Raw genomic sequence first — 15,213 nt, forward strand, 5'->3', positions numbered from 1 at the left:
GGAGACAAGTCGTAATACAGGGACACGACATGACGAAATCCATGATCACCGAGACCCGCGGGACCGGCTCGATGACTCCGGTGGAGTTGCTGGCGGAACTCGAACCCGTGGCGGAAGCGAATCTGAACCGGCATCTGGGGTTGGCCAAGGAATGGCACCCGCACGATTACGTCCCGTGGGACGAAGGCCGCAATTTCGCCGCCATGGGCGGAATCGATTGGGAACAAGATCAATCTCGGCTCAGTCCGGTCGCGCGCGCAGCCATGGTCACCAACCTGCTCACCGAGGACAATCTGCCCTCCTATCATCGGCTGATCTCCCACGCCTTCTCCCGCGACCGCGCGTGGGGCGCCTGGGTCGACCGCTGGACCGCCGAAGAGAATCGCCACGGCATCGTGATCCGCGACTATCTGATCGTGACGCGCGCCGTCGATCCGGTCGCGCTGGAAAACGCGCGCATGATCTGCCTCTCCCAAGGCATCGACGACCCCACCGGGACCGGCGACAACACCATCCTGCACGGCGTCGCGTACGTGACATTCCAGGAGCTGGCCACCCGCGTCTCGCACCGCAATACCGGCAAGGCCTGCCACGAACCCCGCGCCGACCGCATGCTCACGCGCATCGCGGCCGACGAGAACCTGCACATGGTCTTCTACCGCAATATCTGCGCGGCCGCCCTGGACCTGGTTCCCGACGACGCGCTGGCGGCCGTCGCGGCGGTCGTCCAGAACTTCCGGATGCCCGGCGCCGGCATGCCCGAGTTCCGGCGCAACAGCGTCCTCATCGCCAAGTACGGGATCTACGACCTGCGCCAGCACCTCGACGAGGTGGTCATGCCGGTGCTGCGCCGCTGGAACATCTTCGATCGCACCGACTACTCCGGCCGCGGCGAGCGGATCCGCGACGACCTGGCCGCCTACGTGGAGCGCCTCGGAAACGACGTCCTGCGCTTCGAGGAACAGCGCGACCGCGCCCTGGCGCGCGAAGCCGCCCGCCGCGAGGAGTGAACCCCGGCGCCGAAATGTGAACAGCCACCGCGTTGTCCACACCGCGCCGTTCTCACCGAGCCCACCCGGCCGACCGCCGCTAGGGTGTGGTGCACGACGACAGGGGGAACCATGGCGGACATGCTGCGCGCCGACATCACGGCGCTGCGCATCATGGCGGCGGGCCTCAGGGGTGAGGCCGACGCCGTCACGAATATCGACCCGGTGGATCTGATCGCGAAAGTCGGGCAGGCCATGCCCAATTCGGCTATCGGCGCGGCCGCGGTCACCGTCGGCGAGCCGCTGCTCGCCTCGCTCGGGCACCTGGCGGATCGGCTCCGATCCTTCGCTGCCGCGGCCGATCACGGAGCCACCACCTACGAGGCCACGCAGCTGGCGCTATCCGCCGAGCTGGACGGGTACCTGCACGCCACCTCCTGACCGGCGGCGTCCAGCCTCGACCGGCACGCGATGCCAGGAAGCAGGTTCGGTCGGCGATCCGGTCACGGGCGGGAGGGGCGGTGGCGCGAGCGAGCCTGTCCCAGGTGTGCGGGTGGGATCCCACGGCCGCCGACCGCGCGAGTACCGCTGTGGTGGAAGCCGATTCGGAGTTCTCCGCGGCGCAGACACGGGTGGCGCGAGCGGTCGACACCGCCGTTGCCGGGTGGCGGGGAGCGGCGGCGACCGCGGCGGCAGTGCGGGCCGTGGAATCCCAGCTGGCGGCGAACCATCTGGGCGCGGCGCTCATCGAGGTCGCGGACGCGCTCGCCGAGGCCGGCGCACTCGATCGGGTGTGCGCGCTGGTCGGCCACATCCGCGACGAGGCACACGACAATGGATGCCGGATCGCCGAGGACGGCACGGTCACCGGCCCGCACTCCCAGATCGGAGACCTGGCGCTGGACTTCATCTTCCAGGCCGGGTTCGACGCGAAGGCGCTGGCCTTGCAGGCGCGGCTGGTGCCGCTGCTCGACACCGCCGGGGAGATCGACGAGCGGGTCGCCGCCCGGCTCGCCGCGGCCGCAATGACGTTGGCGCAATTGCGGGCGGATCCGAGCGGTGGTGGGCCGAGTACCCGGATCAGCGGGTTCCTCGAGGGCGCCGCGCTGCTGCCGGAGGATCCGAAAGCGCTGGGTGCGCTGTGGAAGACGCTCGGCCCCGCCGAGCGCGACGAGTTGTTCGCGGCCGATCCGCTGATCGGGAATCGGGACGGCCTGCCCGCGCTCGCCCGCGACCACTACAACCGGCTCGTCGTGCGGAAGCTGCGCGCGGCGGCGGTGGCGGAGGACCGACAGTTGGTCGACCGGCACCCCGACTGGTATCAGGGTGAGAATCTGCCTACCAGCAGCGGGGATTGGACGCGGCTGCGGGCATGGGAGGCGGCGCGAGCCGAGTCGCTCACCAGGGTCGCGGGATACGAGGCGCTGGAGGCGCAGCTCGGTCCGGCGCCGCGTGGCCGCCTTCTGCTCGCGGTCGACACCGCCGGGCACGGCGCGATCGCGCTGAACAATCCGGACACCGCCGCGAATGTGGCGACCTTCGTGCCGGGCACCGGCTCACCGCTCACCGCGATCGGGGCCGGGGTGCGACGGGTCCGAGCGCTGCTGGGCGCCGCCGAACGGTCCGATCCGCTGGCCCGGACATCGGTCATCGCGTGGTACGGCTACGACGCACCACCGGATCTGGCCGGGGCGCTGGGGGATCGGCGAGCCCACGCGGGGGCGCTCGCGCTGGATCGGTTCGAATCCGGACTGCGCGCAAGCCATCTGGGCCTCGCGTGCCATCAGACCGTTCTCGGCCACAGCTACGGGAGCACGGTGATCGGGGCGGCCGCCAGTGGAGCGAACACGCTGGCCGCCGACGACGTGGTACTGGTGGGAAGTCCTGGGATAGAAGTTGACAATGTTTCAGAATTGCGTTTGATGGGTATTCCGGCGGGCCACAACAGCGCGCACGTCTATGCCACTGCCGACCCCGCTGACCCGGTTCCCGTGTTCGGTCAATTAGTACACGGTGTTAACCCGGTCGATCGCGAATTCCGCGCAACGGTTTTCACATCGTCGGGGGCAACTCTCGACCTGCCCGTGTTGCGGGCCTTGCCATTCGATGTGCTGTCGCACGGAAACTACTGGGAGCCGGGCAATCCGGGCCTTCGCACCCAGGGCGACGTCATTGCGGGCCGCTATCGCCAATGAGGCCGAGCGGCCTGTTCGTTGCGCCGAGATAGCCGCAACTGCGGGTAGCGGATTCGTTGCGGACCATGCCGTACCACTACTGTGGGCGGCCGACCAAACTAGTTTGAAACGGTTGGGTTCATGCTAGGGTTTCGTGAAGTTGGAATGGGAAGTCGGAGACAAATGCGCACTGAGAACATCAATAGGAAGTTCAAACTGCATGACGAGCGCAGGATCGCCGCCCAACTTCCCGAGCAACTTGTTGGTTTGGATGTTGTCGGATTTGGGAAACCCGATGAGTTTCCGGGCGAGTTGCTGAACTACTTCGGCGAATTCGCGAACGGCTCGATCCCGCCGCGCTCGCGCATCTACCGCAATGCCCAGCCCAATCTCATCGACGCCTGGCTGCTGGAGCTGTTGCGCGGCGCCCGCATCGGTGACCGCTTCTACCTCCGCACCGGACTCGAGTACTTCCCGTGGGCCGACTGCCGCGTGCTCGACCACCGCTGGCTCGAATCCCTGCGCCGGGTCCTGGGTGCCAATCAGGGTTACATCGCGCACGACAAGAGCTCGGCCGTCATGACCCTCGGCACGCAGTACGAGGTGCTCGGCTTCGTGGCGGGCGCGGGCCTGCCCGGCGCCGTCGACGCCGGCCCGGCCGAAGAAGTGCCGACCCGCCGGATCGTCCACGCCCCCGCGGTGGTGGCCGTCCACGATCTGACCCCCGCCGCCGCTCTCGCCGGCACGCCCGATCTGGCTGCCGCCGCCGCGGTGCCGGATCTATCGATCCCCCAGGTCACCGAAGTGATCCCGGCCCCCGAGCCGGCCGTCGCGCCCACCCCGGAGCCGGAAGCCGCCGCGCCGCGAGCCACCGAACCGGTCGCCGCGAAGTCGGAGGCCCCGGCCGACGAAGCGCCCACCCAGCTGCTGACTCGCATCGTGGAGCCGGCCGAAACCGACTGACCGCGCGGCTCACGATCGAACCGGTCGGGCCCGGCGTACGTTGTACCGATTACGCCGGGCATTCACCGAGTTCGAAAGAGCCGATATATGTCGACAATCAATGGGCTGCCCGCCCATGTCCTGCTGGTGCACGCGGTAGTGATACTGGTCCCGCTGACGGCGGGCCTGCTGATCCTGTGCGCTGTGTGGCCCGCGGCCCGCGCCCGGCTGATCTGGCTCGTGGTCGTGCTGGCCGTGCTGGTGACCGTGCTGACCCCGATCACGGTCGACGCGGGGGAGTGGTTCCAGCGTCAGCTGGGAATGCCGCCGCTGCTCGACGAACACGCCCGGCTCGGGCGGCAGATGCCGTACTTCGTTGCGCCACTACTGGTTCCGGCCGCTCTGCTCGCCTTCGCGCAGCTGCGGTCCCGGCGGGAACGGCCGCTGGGCCGTGCGCTGGTGGCGGTGATCGCGGTGCTCGCGCTGGCCGCGGGCGGGGCCGCCACCTGGCAGACCTTCCGGGCCGGGGATTCGGGCGCGCACGCGGTGTGGAACGGCGTGGTGAATCACTGAGAAAGCGACTGTCGTGACCCGGCGGCCGGTCTGCGGGGCGGCCACCGAGTCACGACAGTGCGGCACGGTCAGATCTTGCGGATGACCGTGACGACCTTGCCGAGAACCTGGGCGTCATTGCCCGGAATCGGCTCGAACAGGGGGTTGTGCGGCATCAGCCACACCTGGGAACCGGTGCGCTTGAAGGTCTTCACGGTGGCCTCGCCGTCGATCATGGCCGCCACGATGTCACCGTTGTCGGCGACGTTCTGCTGGCGCACGACCACCCAGTCGCCGTCGCAGATGGCCGCGTCGATCATGGACTGACCGACGACCTTCAGCAGGAACAGCGAACCCTCGCCGACCAGTTCGCGCGGCAGCGGGAAGACATCCTCCACCGCCTGCTCGGCCAGGATCGGGCCACCGGCGGCGATCCGGCCCAGCACCGGGACGTAGGTCGGGATCGGGTGGTCGTCCGAGGACTCCGCCTCGGCATTGACCGCGCGGAGCTGCGACACCCCGGCGGTGGCGCGCACCGCCGTCTCGTCCAGGCCCCGGACGTCCACGGCGCGTGGCCGATTCGGATCGCGGCGCAGGTAGCCCTTGCGCTCGAGCGCCCGGAGTTGGTGCGCCACCGAGGAGGTGGAGGTGAGGCCGACGGCATCGCCGATCTCGCGGATGCTGGGCGGGTAGCCGCGGTCGTGCACCGAGGTGCGGATGACCTCCAGGACCCGGCGCTGACGCACGGTCAGATCGGCGCCGACGCCGGACGATTCGGACAGGGGGCCGTTACCTTCGGGACCAAGGGGTCCGTTCTCACCGTCCACGCCGCCGTGTTCGCTCACCGCCGCCGTCCTCCGTTCACTGCTGTCGCTCACCGGAATTCGTTCCCGCACGCGCCGTGTCGTACGTCCGGGCAACTCGTGACTCGACTGTAGACCGTGTGACGCGTGTGATCAAACATCTGTTCGACGCATGTCGCGGAAATCAGTGACATTGTCGGGCCGCCGTGGTAGAAATTCGAACATCAGTTCATCGAACACATGATCGAGTCAGTTGTCCAGCACTCTGCGGCCCGCCCTACCTTGGAGGTTACTTCGATGCGCGCCATGGTCAGCGAGATCGACACTCTGGAAAGCGATTTGGGATTCGACAGCCTCCCCTCGGGGCTGCGTTCCGATCGGTCCCCGGTCACTCCGTCCGGGGTCTCGGCACACCCCGCCCTGAACCGCCGGCCCTGCCGTGCGCGAGTGCGTCCTATGCCTCGCCCGGGTGTTCGAACCGATCATGTCGTCGTGCGACACGCCGTGGGACGCGCCCGCGGAACGCATCCACTGGACCGGGTGCAGCGCGCCCAGACCGGCCTCGCCGTGCTGGCGATCACCGCGCTTCTGAGCGCTCTGGCCGTGGCCGGACTGATCGGCCTCGCGCAATTACGCTCCGGTGACTTCGGTGCGCAGACCACGCCGCCCACGGTGCAGACGGTGCAGCCCGCAGTTCGATAGCAGTGGTGATGCTCGGCCGGTTGCCCGGTCGTAGCCGGTTTCCGGGATAGGGATCCTCGGCCACGACGTGGCCGAAATTGCAGATTGAAAACTGAAACGTGTTGCTACCGTCCCCCTGAATGTGACAGAGGCTACATCCGCGCGGCCGCATCGCGGCGCGCGAGCGACAGGGGGCGTAATGCCGAGAGTTCGAGGGTTGGTCCGGGTGGCCGGAGTGCTCACCTGCCTGATGATCGGGTTGGTGACCGCACCGGCGGTGCACGCCGAAACCGGATATGCCGAATATCTGGACCTGCCATCGGTGAACGGGGACGGCGCGGCGGGCGGCGGCTTGAATCCCGCCCTGCCCCTGGACCCCGACACCCTGCGCGGCGCGCTCGACGCCGCGCGTGCGGCGGGGGTGCAGCCTCGGCGCTACGCCACACTGCTGCACCAATACTGGCTGGTGGTCGCCACCCGCAATGCCGAGATCGACCTGGCCGGGTGGGATCCCGGACGTGGCGTCGCGGCCAATACCGCCACCTTCGCCCAGGTGTACGTGAATTACCTGCGGCTGAACAACTCTCACCCGGAATACTGGTGGACCGGCCTGGCCGGCTTGGCCGGCGGCTCCTTCGCCTCGGGCTTCTTCGACATGGGCGACGTGTCCGCGATCGTCAGCGTGCCGGGCATCCATCAACTCGGCGACGCGGTCGCCGACCTGTTGCGCGGCACGCCCGGGCCGCTGCTGGACGTCCTGCCCTCCGACATCCGCGCCCTGGGGACCGAGGGAGAGCGGCTCACCGCCGACGACCTGGCCTGGTACCAGACCCGGCTGATGATCATGCAGAAGCACATCTTCATCGACCAGGTGCCCATGCACGAGGCGTACGCCGCCGCGGGCGCGGCCGGGGTCGAGGAGATGTACCAGGCCGGGGTGCTCGACGAGAACGCCATCACGGCCTGGCGGGAACTGGCCGGTGGCACGCCGGAAGGGCTGGCCGACGCCGCGCTGCGCATGACCGACCGCGAACAGAACCAGATCATCGCCGACCAGTGGGATGTCACGTCGCACGGTCGCGGGGCCATGGGGCGGGTGCTGACCTACGTCAGCACCATCGCCGGGAAGGCCGCCGTCCCCGGCGTGCGGGCGCCCGGCGTGTTCGCGCCCACCACCCTGACGTCGGGAACCATGTCGCTCCGGGCCCCGCTGCCCGACTTCAACTGGGCCGACCGCGACACGCGGTGGAACTACATCACCAACGACCTGCTGCCCCGCTATCTGGAACTGTGCGCGAACCCGGCCGTCGCGAGACCGGTTCTGGCCGAACCCTTCTCCGCCAAACTGGTCCAGGGGCGGCTCGTCCAGCGGCTGCCGGACCTGCTGGCCGACATGACCTCGCAATGGCGGTTGACGGCCTGATTCGGGCACGCCGACCCGGGCGGACGCCGCCGACCGCGTCCGCCACGGTATCCTCGAGATTGCTCGAGGTTGCTGTGGAACCCAGGCATCGACGAAGGATCCCGGATGCATTGCCCGTACTGCCGCCATCCCGATTCGAGGGTGGTCGACTCGCGTGAGGCCGAGGAAGGCACCGCCATCAGGAGGCGACGTGCCTGTCCGGAATGTGGGCGCAGGTTCACCACCGTCGAAACCGCCATCCTGTCGGTGGTCAAGCGCAGCGGTGTCACCGAGCCGTTCAGCCGCGAGAAAGTGATCCGCGGCGTCAGCCGCGCCTGCCAGGGCCGCGAGGTCGACTCCGATGCCCTGAACCTGCTCGCCCAGCAGGTGGAGGATGCCGTGCGGGCCAAGGGTTCCCCGGAGGTGCCCAGCCACGAGGTCGGCCTGGCCATCCTCGGACCGCTGCGCGACCTGGACGAGGTCGCCTATCTGCGTTTCGCTTCGGTGTACCGATCCTTCAGCTCCGCCGAGGATTTCGAGCGCGAGATCGCCGATCTTCGCAAGCACCGCGACGAGCACGCGGTCGGGGCGACCGCGGAGTAGCAGAGCGTCCCCACCGGGCGCTGCGCCCCGCGTCCCACTGATTCACGGTCCGGCCCCGAGCAATTCGGAGCCGGACCGATCAGTATCCGACGGCGCTGCCGATCGGGATCCGTCAGCGCTGCTGCGGTGGGCGGCGCGCGGCGTCGATCGCCTTCTCGATCCGCTTCGCCGAGACCGGGTACGGGGTGCCCAGCTGCTGGGCGAACAGGCTGACCCGGAGTTCCTCGATCATCCACCAGATCTCGACGATGTCGCGTCCGCCGCGACGGCCCTCCGGGAGGTTGGCGACCAGCCGGTCGTAGGCCGCGTGCACGCGATCGAGTTCGCTCATGCCCGCACGGTCCCGATTGGCGGCCGCGGGCAGCGCCTCCAGCCGCAGCCGGGCGGCCTCCAGATACCGTGGCAGTTCCCGCAATCGGGCGCTACCCCACTCGGAGATGAAGCCTCGGAAGATCAGATCGTCGAGCTGATGGGTGACGTCGTCGGTGGCGTCGCGGTCGCGGGAGTCGGCGAGGGCGGCGCGCACCCGATGCGCCTCGGCCAGCACCGGAACCACCGAGCGGACGATATTCGCCACCGCGGTGGTGAACCGCGGGCGGACCTTCTCCACCAGGGCCTGGAACTGCTCGGGGCTGCGCACCGGCCCGCCATTGGCGGCGATCAGTTCGTCGGCGGCGCAGGCTCGGCAGTCCTCCACCAGGGCGTCGAGGGTGCCGTACGGATTCTGGCTCAGCGCAAGCCGATCCGTGGGCGGCAGGCCCGCGGTGACGGCGCGGGTACTGGTGGTGATCGCGCCCAGCAGCAGGGCGCGGGTGCCGGTGCGCATGGCGGTGGCCTGCTCGGCGGGGGAGCTGAGCACCCGCACGGCCACGCCGTCGGACTCGGCGACCAGGGCCGGATAGCCGGTGATGGTCTGCCCGCCGACCTGGCGCTTGACCGCGGACGGCAGGGTGCCCAGGGATTCGGAGGTCCACACGGCGGCCGGGGCCCGCTCCGCGGCATTGTTGGCGCGCGCCACCGACTTCGAGACCTGTTCGGCGAGACGGGTTTTCAGCTCGGCCAGACTCTTGCTGCGGGCCGCGATCGTGCCCGACGGGTCGATGGCGGCGAAGGTCATGCGCAGATGGTCGGGCAGGCCCGCCGGGTCCAGCATGGCGGCGGCGATGGTCACCGAGCCGAGCTGGGACAGCTCCCGCGCCAGGCCGGTGCGCAGCGGTTCGGCGCGCGGGGTGAGACGGTCCAGCGCGGCCTTGGCGAAGTCCGGGGCCGGAACCACGGTGCGGCGCAGCTGCTTGGGCAGCGTCTTGATGAACGCCGCGGCCAGCTCCTCGCGCATACCCGGCACCAGCCAGTCGAAGCCGACCGAGCGCACGTGCGCCAGCTGGGCGATCGGAATGTGCACGGTGACACCGTCGTCGGCCTGGCCCGGCTCGAACTGATAGGTGAGCGGGAAGGTCAGCTCGCCCTGACGCCAGCTGTCGGGGTAGGCGGTCGGATCCAGCAGGGCCGCGTCCTCGTTCACCACCGTGGAGGCGGTGAAGTCGAGCAGGCTGGGATCGGTGCGCTGGGTCTTGCGCCACCAGCTGTCGAAGTGCCGTACCGAGACGATGTCCGAGGGGACGCGCTTGTCGTAGAACTCGAACAGCACCTCGTCGTCGACCAGGATGTCGCGACGCCGCGCCCGATGCTCCAGATCGGCGACATCCTCGAGCAATTCGCGGTTGCGCGCGAAGAAGTCGTGCTTGGTCTGCCACTCGCACTGCACCAGCGCATGCCGGATGAACAGTTCCCGCGACAGCTCCGGATCGATGCGGCCGAAATCCACCCGGCGCTGGGTCACCAGCGGAATCCCGTACAGGGTGACCCGCTCGTACGCGGCCGCCGCACCTCGCTTGGCGGACCAATGCGGTTCGGAGTAGGTGCGTTTCACCAGATCACCGGCCAGCCGCTCGGCCCACTCCGGTTCGATCCTCGCCGCCGTCCGACCCCACAGTCGTGAGGTTTCCACCAGCTCGGCCGCCATCACCCACCGCGGCGGCTTCTTGGCCAGCGACGACCCGGGGAAGATCATGAACTTGGCATTGCGCGCCCCGAGGAACTCCCGGCTCTCCGCTTCCCGCACCCCGATATGCGACAGCATGCCCGCCAGCAGCGCCTGATGAATCGACGTCACATCCCACGGCAGCGAGTCATCCGCCGACCCGGCCTTGGCCGCGAGCGATTCCGAGAGTCCGCGCCCGCCTGAGCCGGATGCGCCGCTGCCCGAGCCACCGCCGCGCCCGGACCGCGCGCCACGAGCCGTGTTGCCGGCGGCAGGCGAATCGCCCACGGTCCTGTCGCCCGCGCGCCCACCGCGCCCAGCGTCACGACCGCGCTCGCCATCGGCGCGTTGTGTCCCCCCGGACTGCCGGGAGTCGTTGCCGCGCTTGGCTTCCGGGGTACGGCCCGGGTTCGCAACCGGCCTCGCGTCATCCGCTGCGCCGGCCCCGCGGCCGCGGCGACCACGGGTGGACTCGCCGCCGCCGTCGGATCCGGTTGCGGTGCGGTCGAATTGGGCGTCGGAGCCCTCGGTGTTCCAGCCCAGGCCGCGGGTGATGGTGCGGAGCTGGCCGTGCAGGTCCTGCCATTCGCGGATGCGCAGGTAGTGCAGGAACTCGTCGCGGCACATGCGGCGGAACTGGTTGGAGGACAGGGCATTGCGCTGTTCGCGCAGGTAGTCCCACAGCCGCAGCGAGGACAGGAAGTCCGAGCCCTCGATGGTGAAGCGGGCGTGCTTGGTGTCGGCGGCCTGCTGGTGCTCGACGGGCCGTTCGCGGACGTCCTGAATCGACAGGGCCGCCACGATGATGAGGACCTCCGCCAGGCAGCCGCCGCGGTTGGCCTCCACCAGCATGCGCGCCATGCGCGGATCGACGGGAATCTGCGCCATCTCGCGGCCGATGGGGGTGAGGACGAGTCCGGCGTCCGGGATCTCGCGCCGCGCGGAGGCGTCGGCCTCGGCGCGGGCGAGCGCGCCGAGCTCCTCGAGCAGGGCGATGCCGTCGCGGATGGCGCGGCCGTCCGGCGGTTCGACGAACGGGAAGCCCTCGATGTCACCGAGTCCGAGCGCGGTCATCTGCAGGATGACGGCGGCCAGATTGGTGCGCAGGATCTCCGGTTCGGTGAACTGCGGCCGGGATTCGAAGTCGTCCTCGGAGTACAGGCGGATGGCGATACCGTCGGCGACACGGCCGCAGCGGCCCGACCGCTGCCGCGCCGAGGCCTGCGAGATCGACTCGATCGGCAGCCGCTGCACCTTGGTGCGCATGGAGTAGCGCGAAATACGCGCCGTACCAGGGTCGATCACGTAGCGGATGCCCGGCACCGTCAGCGAGGTCTCGGCCACATTGGTGGCCAGCACCACGCGCCGCCCGGTGTGCGCCTCGAACACCCGGTGCTGCTCGGCCGCCGAGAGCCGCGCGTACAGCGGCAGGATCTCGGTGCGCGGCAGGCGCAGATCACGCAACGAGTCGGCGGTGTCGCGGATCTCGCGTTCGCCGGACAGGAAGACCAGGATGTCGCCGTCGCCCTCGGCCTGCAGTTCCCGCACCGCGTCGCCGATGGCGTCGGTGGGGTCGCGGTCGACGATCGCGGTGTCCTCGTCGTCGGGATCCGCGGAGGTGACCGGAACCTCCAGCGACAGCGGCCGATACCGGACCTCCACCGGATAGGACCGCCCCGAGACCTCGACAATCGGTGCGGGCGTGCCGTTCTCGTCACTGAAGTGCCGCGCGAACAACTCGGGATCGATGGTCGCCGAGGTGATGACGATCTTCAGATCCGGCCGCTGCGGCAGCAGCTGCTTGAGATACCCGAGCAGGAAGTCGATATTGAGGCTGCGCTCGTGCGCCTCGTCGATGATGATCGTGTCGTAGCGGCGCAGCAGCCGGTCGCGCTGGATCTCGGCGAGCAGGATGCCGTCGGTCATCAGCTTCACCAGCGTGCGATCGGACGCCTGATCGGTGAACCGCACCGTGTAACCGACCACGTCGCCCAGTTCGGTGTTCAGTTCCTCGGCGATGCGCTCGGCCACCGTGCGCGCGGCCAGCCGCCGCGGCTGGGTGTGGCCGATGGTGCCGCGAATCCCGCGCCCGAGCTCCAGACAGATCTTGGGCAGCTGCGTGGTCTTGCCCGAACCTGTCTCACCGGCCACGATCACGACCTGGTGTGCGGCGATGGCCGCGGCGATGTCGTCGCGGCGCGCGGAGACCGGTAGCTGCTCGGGGTAGGCGATGGCCGGGATGGCGGCGCGGCGGGATTCCACCCGGCGCTGGGCGGCGTCGAATTCGGCTTCGAGGGAGGTGAGATCGCCGCCGCGGGCCTTGTCGAGCCGGCGACGCAAGCGATGTTCGTCGCGGATCGAGAGATCGGCCAGGCGGGAACGAAGCTCGCGAGAGGTGGCGGCGGTCCTGGTCATTGCACTGTCAACGATAGCGAAGAGTCGGTCCGTGCCGGTCGCCGCGGTCTCGGATCGCCCGGTCGCACGCTTGCCGGAAGTGTGCCGCATCGGCGTATCGTCCGCATTCGAGTGGTTCGTCATGCGACGATCTGGGCCATGGTCGTCAGAGGTGGTACGCCCTTGTGGATCCGGGCGCTGCGGGTCGTCTTCGCCGTCGTGGGCATTGTCGCGCTGGTCTGGATCCCGCTGCGCAACCTGGATAATCCGAACTACTCGTACCTGAACTTCTTCAGCTACTTCACCATCCAGTCCAACATCATCGGCATTGTCGTGCTGCTGGTCGGCGGCCTGCGCGACCCCGATGGCCGCCGGTGGGAACTGCTGCGGGGCGCGGCCACCCTCTATCTGACGATCACCCTCATCATCTACGCGCTGCTGCTGGCGGACATCGACGTCCAGCTGACCGAGAAATGGATCAACGACATCCTGCACCGGCTGATCCCCGTCGTGCTGATCGCGGACTGGTTGCTGGTGCTGGCTCCCGGCGTCAAGCCGACCGTCAAGCTGGTCCTGGGCTGGCTCGCCTATCCGTTGGCCTACGGCGCGTACGTCCTGATCCGCGGCCCCTTCGCCGACTGGTACCCCTACCCGTTCATCGACCCCCGCGAGCAGGGCTACGGCTCCCTGACCATCGGCCTGGTGGTGATGGCCGTGGTCTTCGCGATCCTCGGCGTCATCGTGGCCGCGGTGACCGGCGTGGTACCCCGGGCGGTCGCCCGCCGCTGACCCCGCGGGCTCAGAGCGCGCGGGTCATGAACACACTGTGCGGGTCCTCGGTGTAGTCCGCGAACGGCCCGCAGTGCTCGAACCCGTAGCGCTCGTACAGCCGCACCGCGGGCCGATAGAACTCCGACGATCCGGTCTCCAGGCTCAACCGCGCGTATCCGCGAGCCTCGGCCTCGGCGAGGATGTGCCGCAACAACTGTGACGCGACTCCGCGCCCGCGATACCCGGCCGTGGTCCGCATGGATTTGATCTCCCCGTGCGTCGGATCCAGCTCTTTGAGCGCCCCGCATCCGGCGAGCTCGGTCCCGTCCCACGCGGACCAGAAGGTGATCTCCGGCTTGCGCAGCGCCGCTACGTCGAGCGCGTGCATGCTGTCCTCCGGCGAGTTCGCCAGCATCTCGGCGACATGCGCTTCTAGCAAACCGACCACCTCGGGCCCGGTCAGATCATCGACCACAATCCGCATGTCGTCAGGCTAGCGAGCCGCCGTCCCGGGCCCTGAGCGGACTGACCTGGAGCGCCAACTCGCCGACCTGGCGTGCCGTCGGTCCCCGTGTGCCCTGTGCGCAGCCGCCCGACGGGCGACACTCGGTGTGGCCGGAAGGGTTTCGTGATCTTGTCGGGTTACTCCGCCGGTATTCGGAGCGTCGTGGGGCGAACCGTGAGGTGCACATTTCCGAGAGTGCCGGCGCGGGGCGTCGGATACGTGCACGGCGGCCCGAAGCTTGAAGACGGCCCGGTAGCCGCAAGGCTCCGGGCCGTTGCCATGTCCGCGCCCGCAGGTCCGATCAGCGCTCGGCCATACCTGCGGTCAGCGCTCGGCGACACCAGCCTCCAGGGCGCTCAGGCGTGCGTCGAAGCTGCGCATCTCCTGCAGGATGCCCTTCATGGCTTCGGTCATCTGCTCGACGGAATAGCGCAGCACGTTCAGGTTCGCGCGTAGATCGGCGATCGGGTCGACGGGATCGTCGGTTCGGCGCGGGCGCTCGGCTCGACTGTGACGCATGGAGTGACTCCTCTGTTCATTGTCTCGATACGAACGTTTCAGGGGAGCCGGGCGAGTGAATCGGCTGGGTAATCGGTCACGAGTGGCGGTGCGGGGGCGGGGGATTCGGCAGCGCAAGTTCCGGGCGGCGCGCGCCGGGGATGTCAGCATGGAAGGGGAGCCGGTCGCCGCGGTGAGAGGTGGTGGGGCGTGGGGTTGTTCGTGGAGCAGTACGGGCTGGTGCGGTGGAGTGCGGTGATCGCCTTCTGCTCGGCCGCCGCCCTGGTCGTCGCCAGGCTGGCACGGGTGCGGCCGGTCGGGTGCGACGGGCCGCGCGCGGATCGCGAATCCGATGCCGCGCATCTGGTGATGTGCCTGGTCATGGTGGGAATGCTGGTGTTCCCGACCGCCGTCGACGCGCACGCGATGCGCGGGGTGCTGACGGCCATGGTGGTCGTGTACACGCTGGTGCTGGGGGAACGGATCCTGCGGTGGCGCAACGGGATCGGAGACGCCGGGGCGGGTACCGCCGGGGCGTTCGCCTATCACGTGCTGGCGGCCGCGGCCATGCTGTACGCGATGAGCGGGCCCGGGGCGCACGAGCACGGTGTGTCCGGGCACGGGGGACCCGCGCCCGCCCCGCTGCTGGCGCTCGCGGCGCTGTTCGCACTCGACGCCGTCGTCATGCTGATGCCGGGCCTGCGCCGCCGTTTGCCGGGAGTGTTCCCGCACCCTGTCACCACGGCCGGAGCCCCGGCCGTGGTGCCGCACCTGGTGATGGACCTCGGCACCGCCTACATGCTGGTGGCGGCCGCCGCCGGATGAGCCGCCGCCCGTTCCGGCGCAGCCGGGGGCCGT

14 protein-coding genes are annotated in these 15,213 nt (G+C 69.3%); 10 read left to right on the forward strand and 4 right to left on the reverse strand.

Annotation, left to right across the window (positions count from 1 at the left end; all coding sequences use genetic code 11):
• Positions 1-29 precede the first annotated feature (29 nt).
• The 5 genes from ACFRAQ_RS09640 to ACFRAQ_RS09660 all read left to right on the forward strand — a co-directional run bounded on the left by ACFRAQ_RS09640 (position 30) and on the right by ACFRAQ_RS09660 (position 4,678).
• Positions 30-1,010, forward strand: coding sequence for an acyl-ACP desaturase (locus ACFRAQ_RS09640; RefSeq protein ID WP_379096677.1), 981 nt, complete (start codon positions 30-32; stop codon positions 1,008-1,010).
• Between the two features lie 111 nt (positions 1,011-1,121).
• Positions 1,122-1,430 carry a hypothetical protein gene (locus tag ACFRAQ_RS09645; protein ID WP_379096680.1) on the forward strand — a complete coding sequence of 103 codons (309 nt, stop codon included), beginning with the start codon at positions 1,122-1,124 and terminating at the stop codon, positions 1,428-1,430.
• An 80-nt stretch (positions 1,431-1,510) separates the two neighbouring features.
• Complete coding sequence (locus ACFRAQ_RS09650; protein WP_379096683.1) at positions 1,511-3,184, forward strand: alpha/beta hydrolase; 1,674 nt, start codon at positions 1,511-1,513, stop codon at positions 3,182-3,184.
• A gap of 162 nt (positions 3,185-3,346) precedes the next feature.
• On the forward strand, positions 3,347-4,126 hold the full coding sequence (locus ACFRAQ_RS09655; RefSeq protein ID WP_379096686.1) for a hypothetical protein: 780 nt from the start codon (positions 3,347-3,349) through the stop codon (positions 4,124-4,126).
• 87 nt (positions 4,127-4,213) lie between these two features.
• A complete protein-coding gene (locus ACFRAQ_RS09660; protein WP_379096689.1) occupies positions 4,214-4,678 on the forward strand; it encodes a DUF2231 domain-containing protein in 465 nt (154 codons plus the stop codon).
• Between the two features lie 68 nt (positions 4,679-4,746).
• On the opposite strand, the gene lexA is transcribed toward ACFRAQ_RS09660, so the two are convergent.
• The gene (gene lexA / locus ACFRAQ_RS09665) at positions 4,747-5,439 is read right to left on the reverse strand and encodes a transcriptional repressor LexA (protein WP_379100175.1); all 693 of its coding nucleotides are present in this window, start codon (positions 5,437-5,439) and stop codon (positions 4,747-4,749) included.
• A 513-nt stretch (positions 5,440-5,952) separates the two neighbouring features.
• Between lexA and ACFRAQ_RS09670 the strand changes: the two genes are divergently transcribed.
• The 3 genes from ACFRAQ_RS09670 (at position 5,953) to nrdR (ending at position 8,146) form a co-directional block, all read left to right on the forward strand.
• The gene (locus ACFRAQ_RS09670; protein ID WP_379096692.1) at positions 5,953-6,162 is read left to right on the forward strand and encodes a hypothetical protein; all 210 of its coding nucleotides are present in this window, start codon (positions 5,953-5,955) and stop codon (positions 6,160-6,162) included.
• Between the two features lie 178 nt (positions 6,163-6,340).
• Complete coding sequence (locus ACFRAQ_RS09675) at positions 6,341-7,564, forward strand: hypothetical protein (RefSeq protein ID WP_379096695.1); 1,224 nt, start codon at positions 6,341-6,343, stop codon at positions 7,562-7,564.
• 105 nt (positions 7,565-7,669) lie between these two features.
• Positions 7,670-8,146 (forward strand): transcriptional regulator NrdR, encoded by a 477-nt coding sequence (gene nrdR / locus ACFRAQ_RS09680; RefSeq protein ID WP_357282979.1) that lies wholly within the window; start codon positions 7,670-7,672, stop codon positions 8,144-8,146.
• Between the two features lie 112 nt (positions 8,147-8,258).
• Here nrdR and hrpA read toward each other — a convergent pair whose 3' ends face one another.
• Complete coding sequence (gene hrpA / locus ACFRAQ_RS09685; RefSeq protein ID WP_379096698.1) at positions 8,259-12,602, reverse strand: ATP-dependent RNA helicase HrpA; 4,344 nt, start codon at positions 12,600-12,602, stop codon at positions 8,259-8,261.
• Between the two features lie 138 nt (positions 12,603-12,740).
• On the opposite strand from hrpA, the gene ACFRAQ_RS09690 reads away from it, so the two are divergent.
• Positions 12,741-13,370: a Pr6Pr family membrane protein gene (locus tag ACFRAQ_RS09690; protein WP_379096701.1), complete on the forward strand. Its 630-nt coding sequence runs from the start codon at positions 12,741-12,743 to the stop codon at positions 13,368-13,370.
• A 10-nt stretch (positions 13,371-13,380) separates the two neighbouring features.
• On the opposite strand, the gene ACFRAQ_RS09695 is transcribed toward ACFRAQ_RS09690, so the two are convergent.
• Together ACFRAQ_RS09695 and ACFRAQ_RS09700 are read right to left on the reverse strand one after the other, a co-directional pair.
• Complete coding sequence (locus tag ACFRAQ_RS09695) at positions 13,381-13,836, reverse strand: GNAT family N-acetyltransferase (RefSeq protein ID WP_379096704.1); 456 nt, start codon at positions 13,834-13,836, stop codon at positions 13,381-13,383.
• Positions 13,837-14,181: 345 nt separating this feature from the next.
• Positions 14,182-14,376: a hypothetical protein gene (locus ACFRAQ_RS09700; protein WP_379096707.1), complete on the reverse strand. Its 195-nt coding sequence runs from the start codon at positions 14,374-14,376 to the stop codon at positions 14,182-14,184.
• A 189-nt stretch (positions 14,377-14,565) separates the two neighbouring features.
• On the opposite strand from ACFRAQ_RS09700, the gene ACFRAQ_RS09705 reads away from it, so the two are divergent.
• Positions 14,566-15,180: a DUF5134 domain-containing protein gene (locus ACFRAQ_RS09705; RefSeq protein ID WP_379096710.1), complete on the forward strand. Its 615-nt coding sequence runs from the start codon at positions 14,566-14,568 to the stop codon at positions 15,178-15,180.
• Positions 15,181-15,213: the final 33 nt, after the last annotated feature.

The sequence above is a fragment of the Nocardia sp. NPDC056611 genome (genome assembly GCF_042792755.1).
GTDB lineage: Bacteria > Actinomycetota > Actinomycetes > Mycobacteriales > Mycobacteriaceae > Nocardia.

Bases quoted from the DNA above. Each gene is read 5' to 3' on its own strand.
- ACFRAQ_RS09655 (WP_379096686.1), top strand. From the start codon at position 3,347: ATGCGCACTGAGAACATCAATAGGAAGTTCAAACTGCATGACGAGCGC.
- ACFRAQ_RS09660 (WP_379096689.1), top strand. From the start codon at position 4,214: ATGTCGACAATCAATGGGCTGCCCGCCCATGTCCTGCTGGTGCACGCG.
- ACFRAQ_RS09700 (WP_379096707.1), bottom strand. From the start codon at position 14,376: ATGCGTCACAGTCGAGCCGAGCGCCCGCGCCGAACCGACGATCCCGTC.
- ACFRAQ_RS09695 (WP_379096704.1), bottom strand. From the start codon at position 13,836: ATGCGGATTGTGGTCGATGATCTGACCGGGCCCGAGGTGGTCGGTTTG.
- ACFRAQ_RS09690 (WP_379096701.1), top strand. From the start codon at position 12,741: ATGGTCGTCAGAGGTGGTACGCCCTTGTGGATCCGGGCGCTGCGGGTC.
- nrdR (WP_357282979.1), top strand. From the start codon at position 7,670: ATGCATTGCCCGTACTGCCGCCATCCCGATTCGAGGGTGGTCGACTCG.
- ACFRAQ_RS09640 (WP_379096677.1), top strand. From the start codon at position 30: ATGACGAAATCCATGATCACCGAGACCCGCGGGACCGGCTCGATGACT.
- ACFRAQ_RS09645 (WP_379096680.1), top strand. From the start codon at position 1,122: ATGGCGGACATGCTGCGCGCCGACATCACGGCGCTGCGCATCATGGCG.
- hrpA (WP_379096698.1), bottom strand. From the start codon at position 12,602: ATGACCAGGACCGCCGCCACCTCTCGCGAGCTTCGTTCCCGCCTGGCC.
- ACFRAQ_RS09675 (WP_379096695.1), top strand. From the start codon at position 6,341: ATGCCGAGAGTTCGAGGGTTGGTCCGGGTGGCCGGAGTGCTCACCTGC.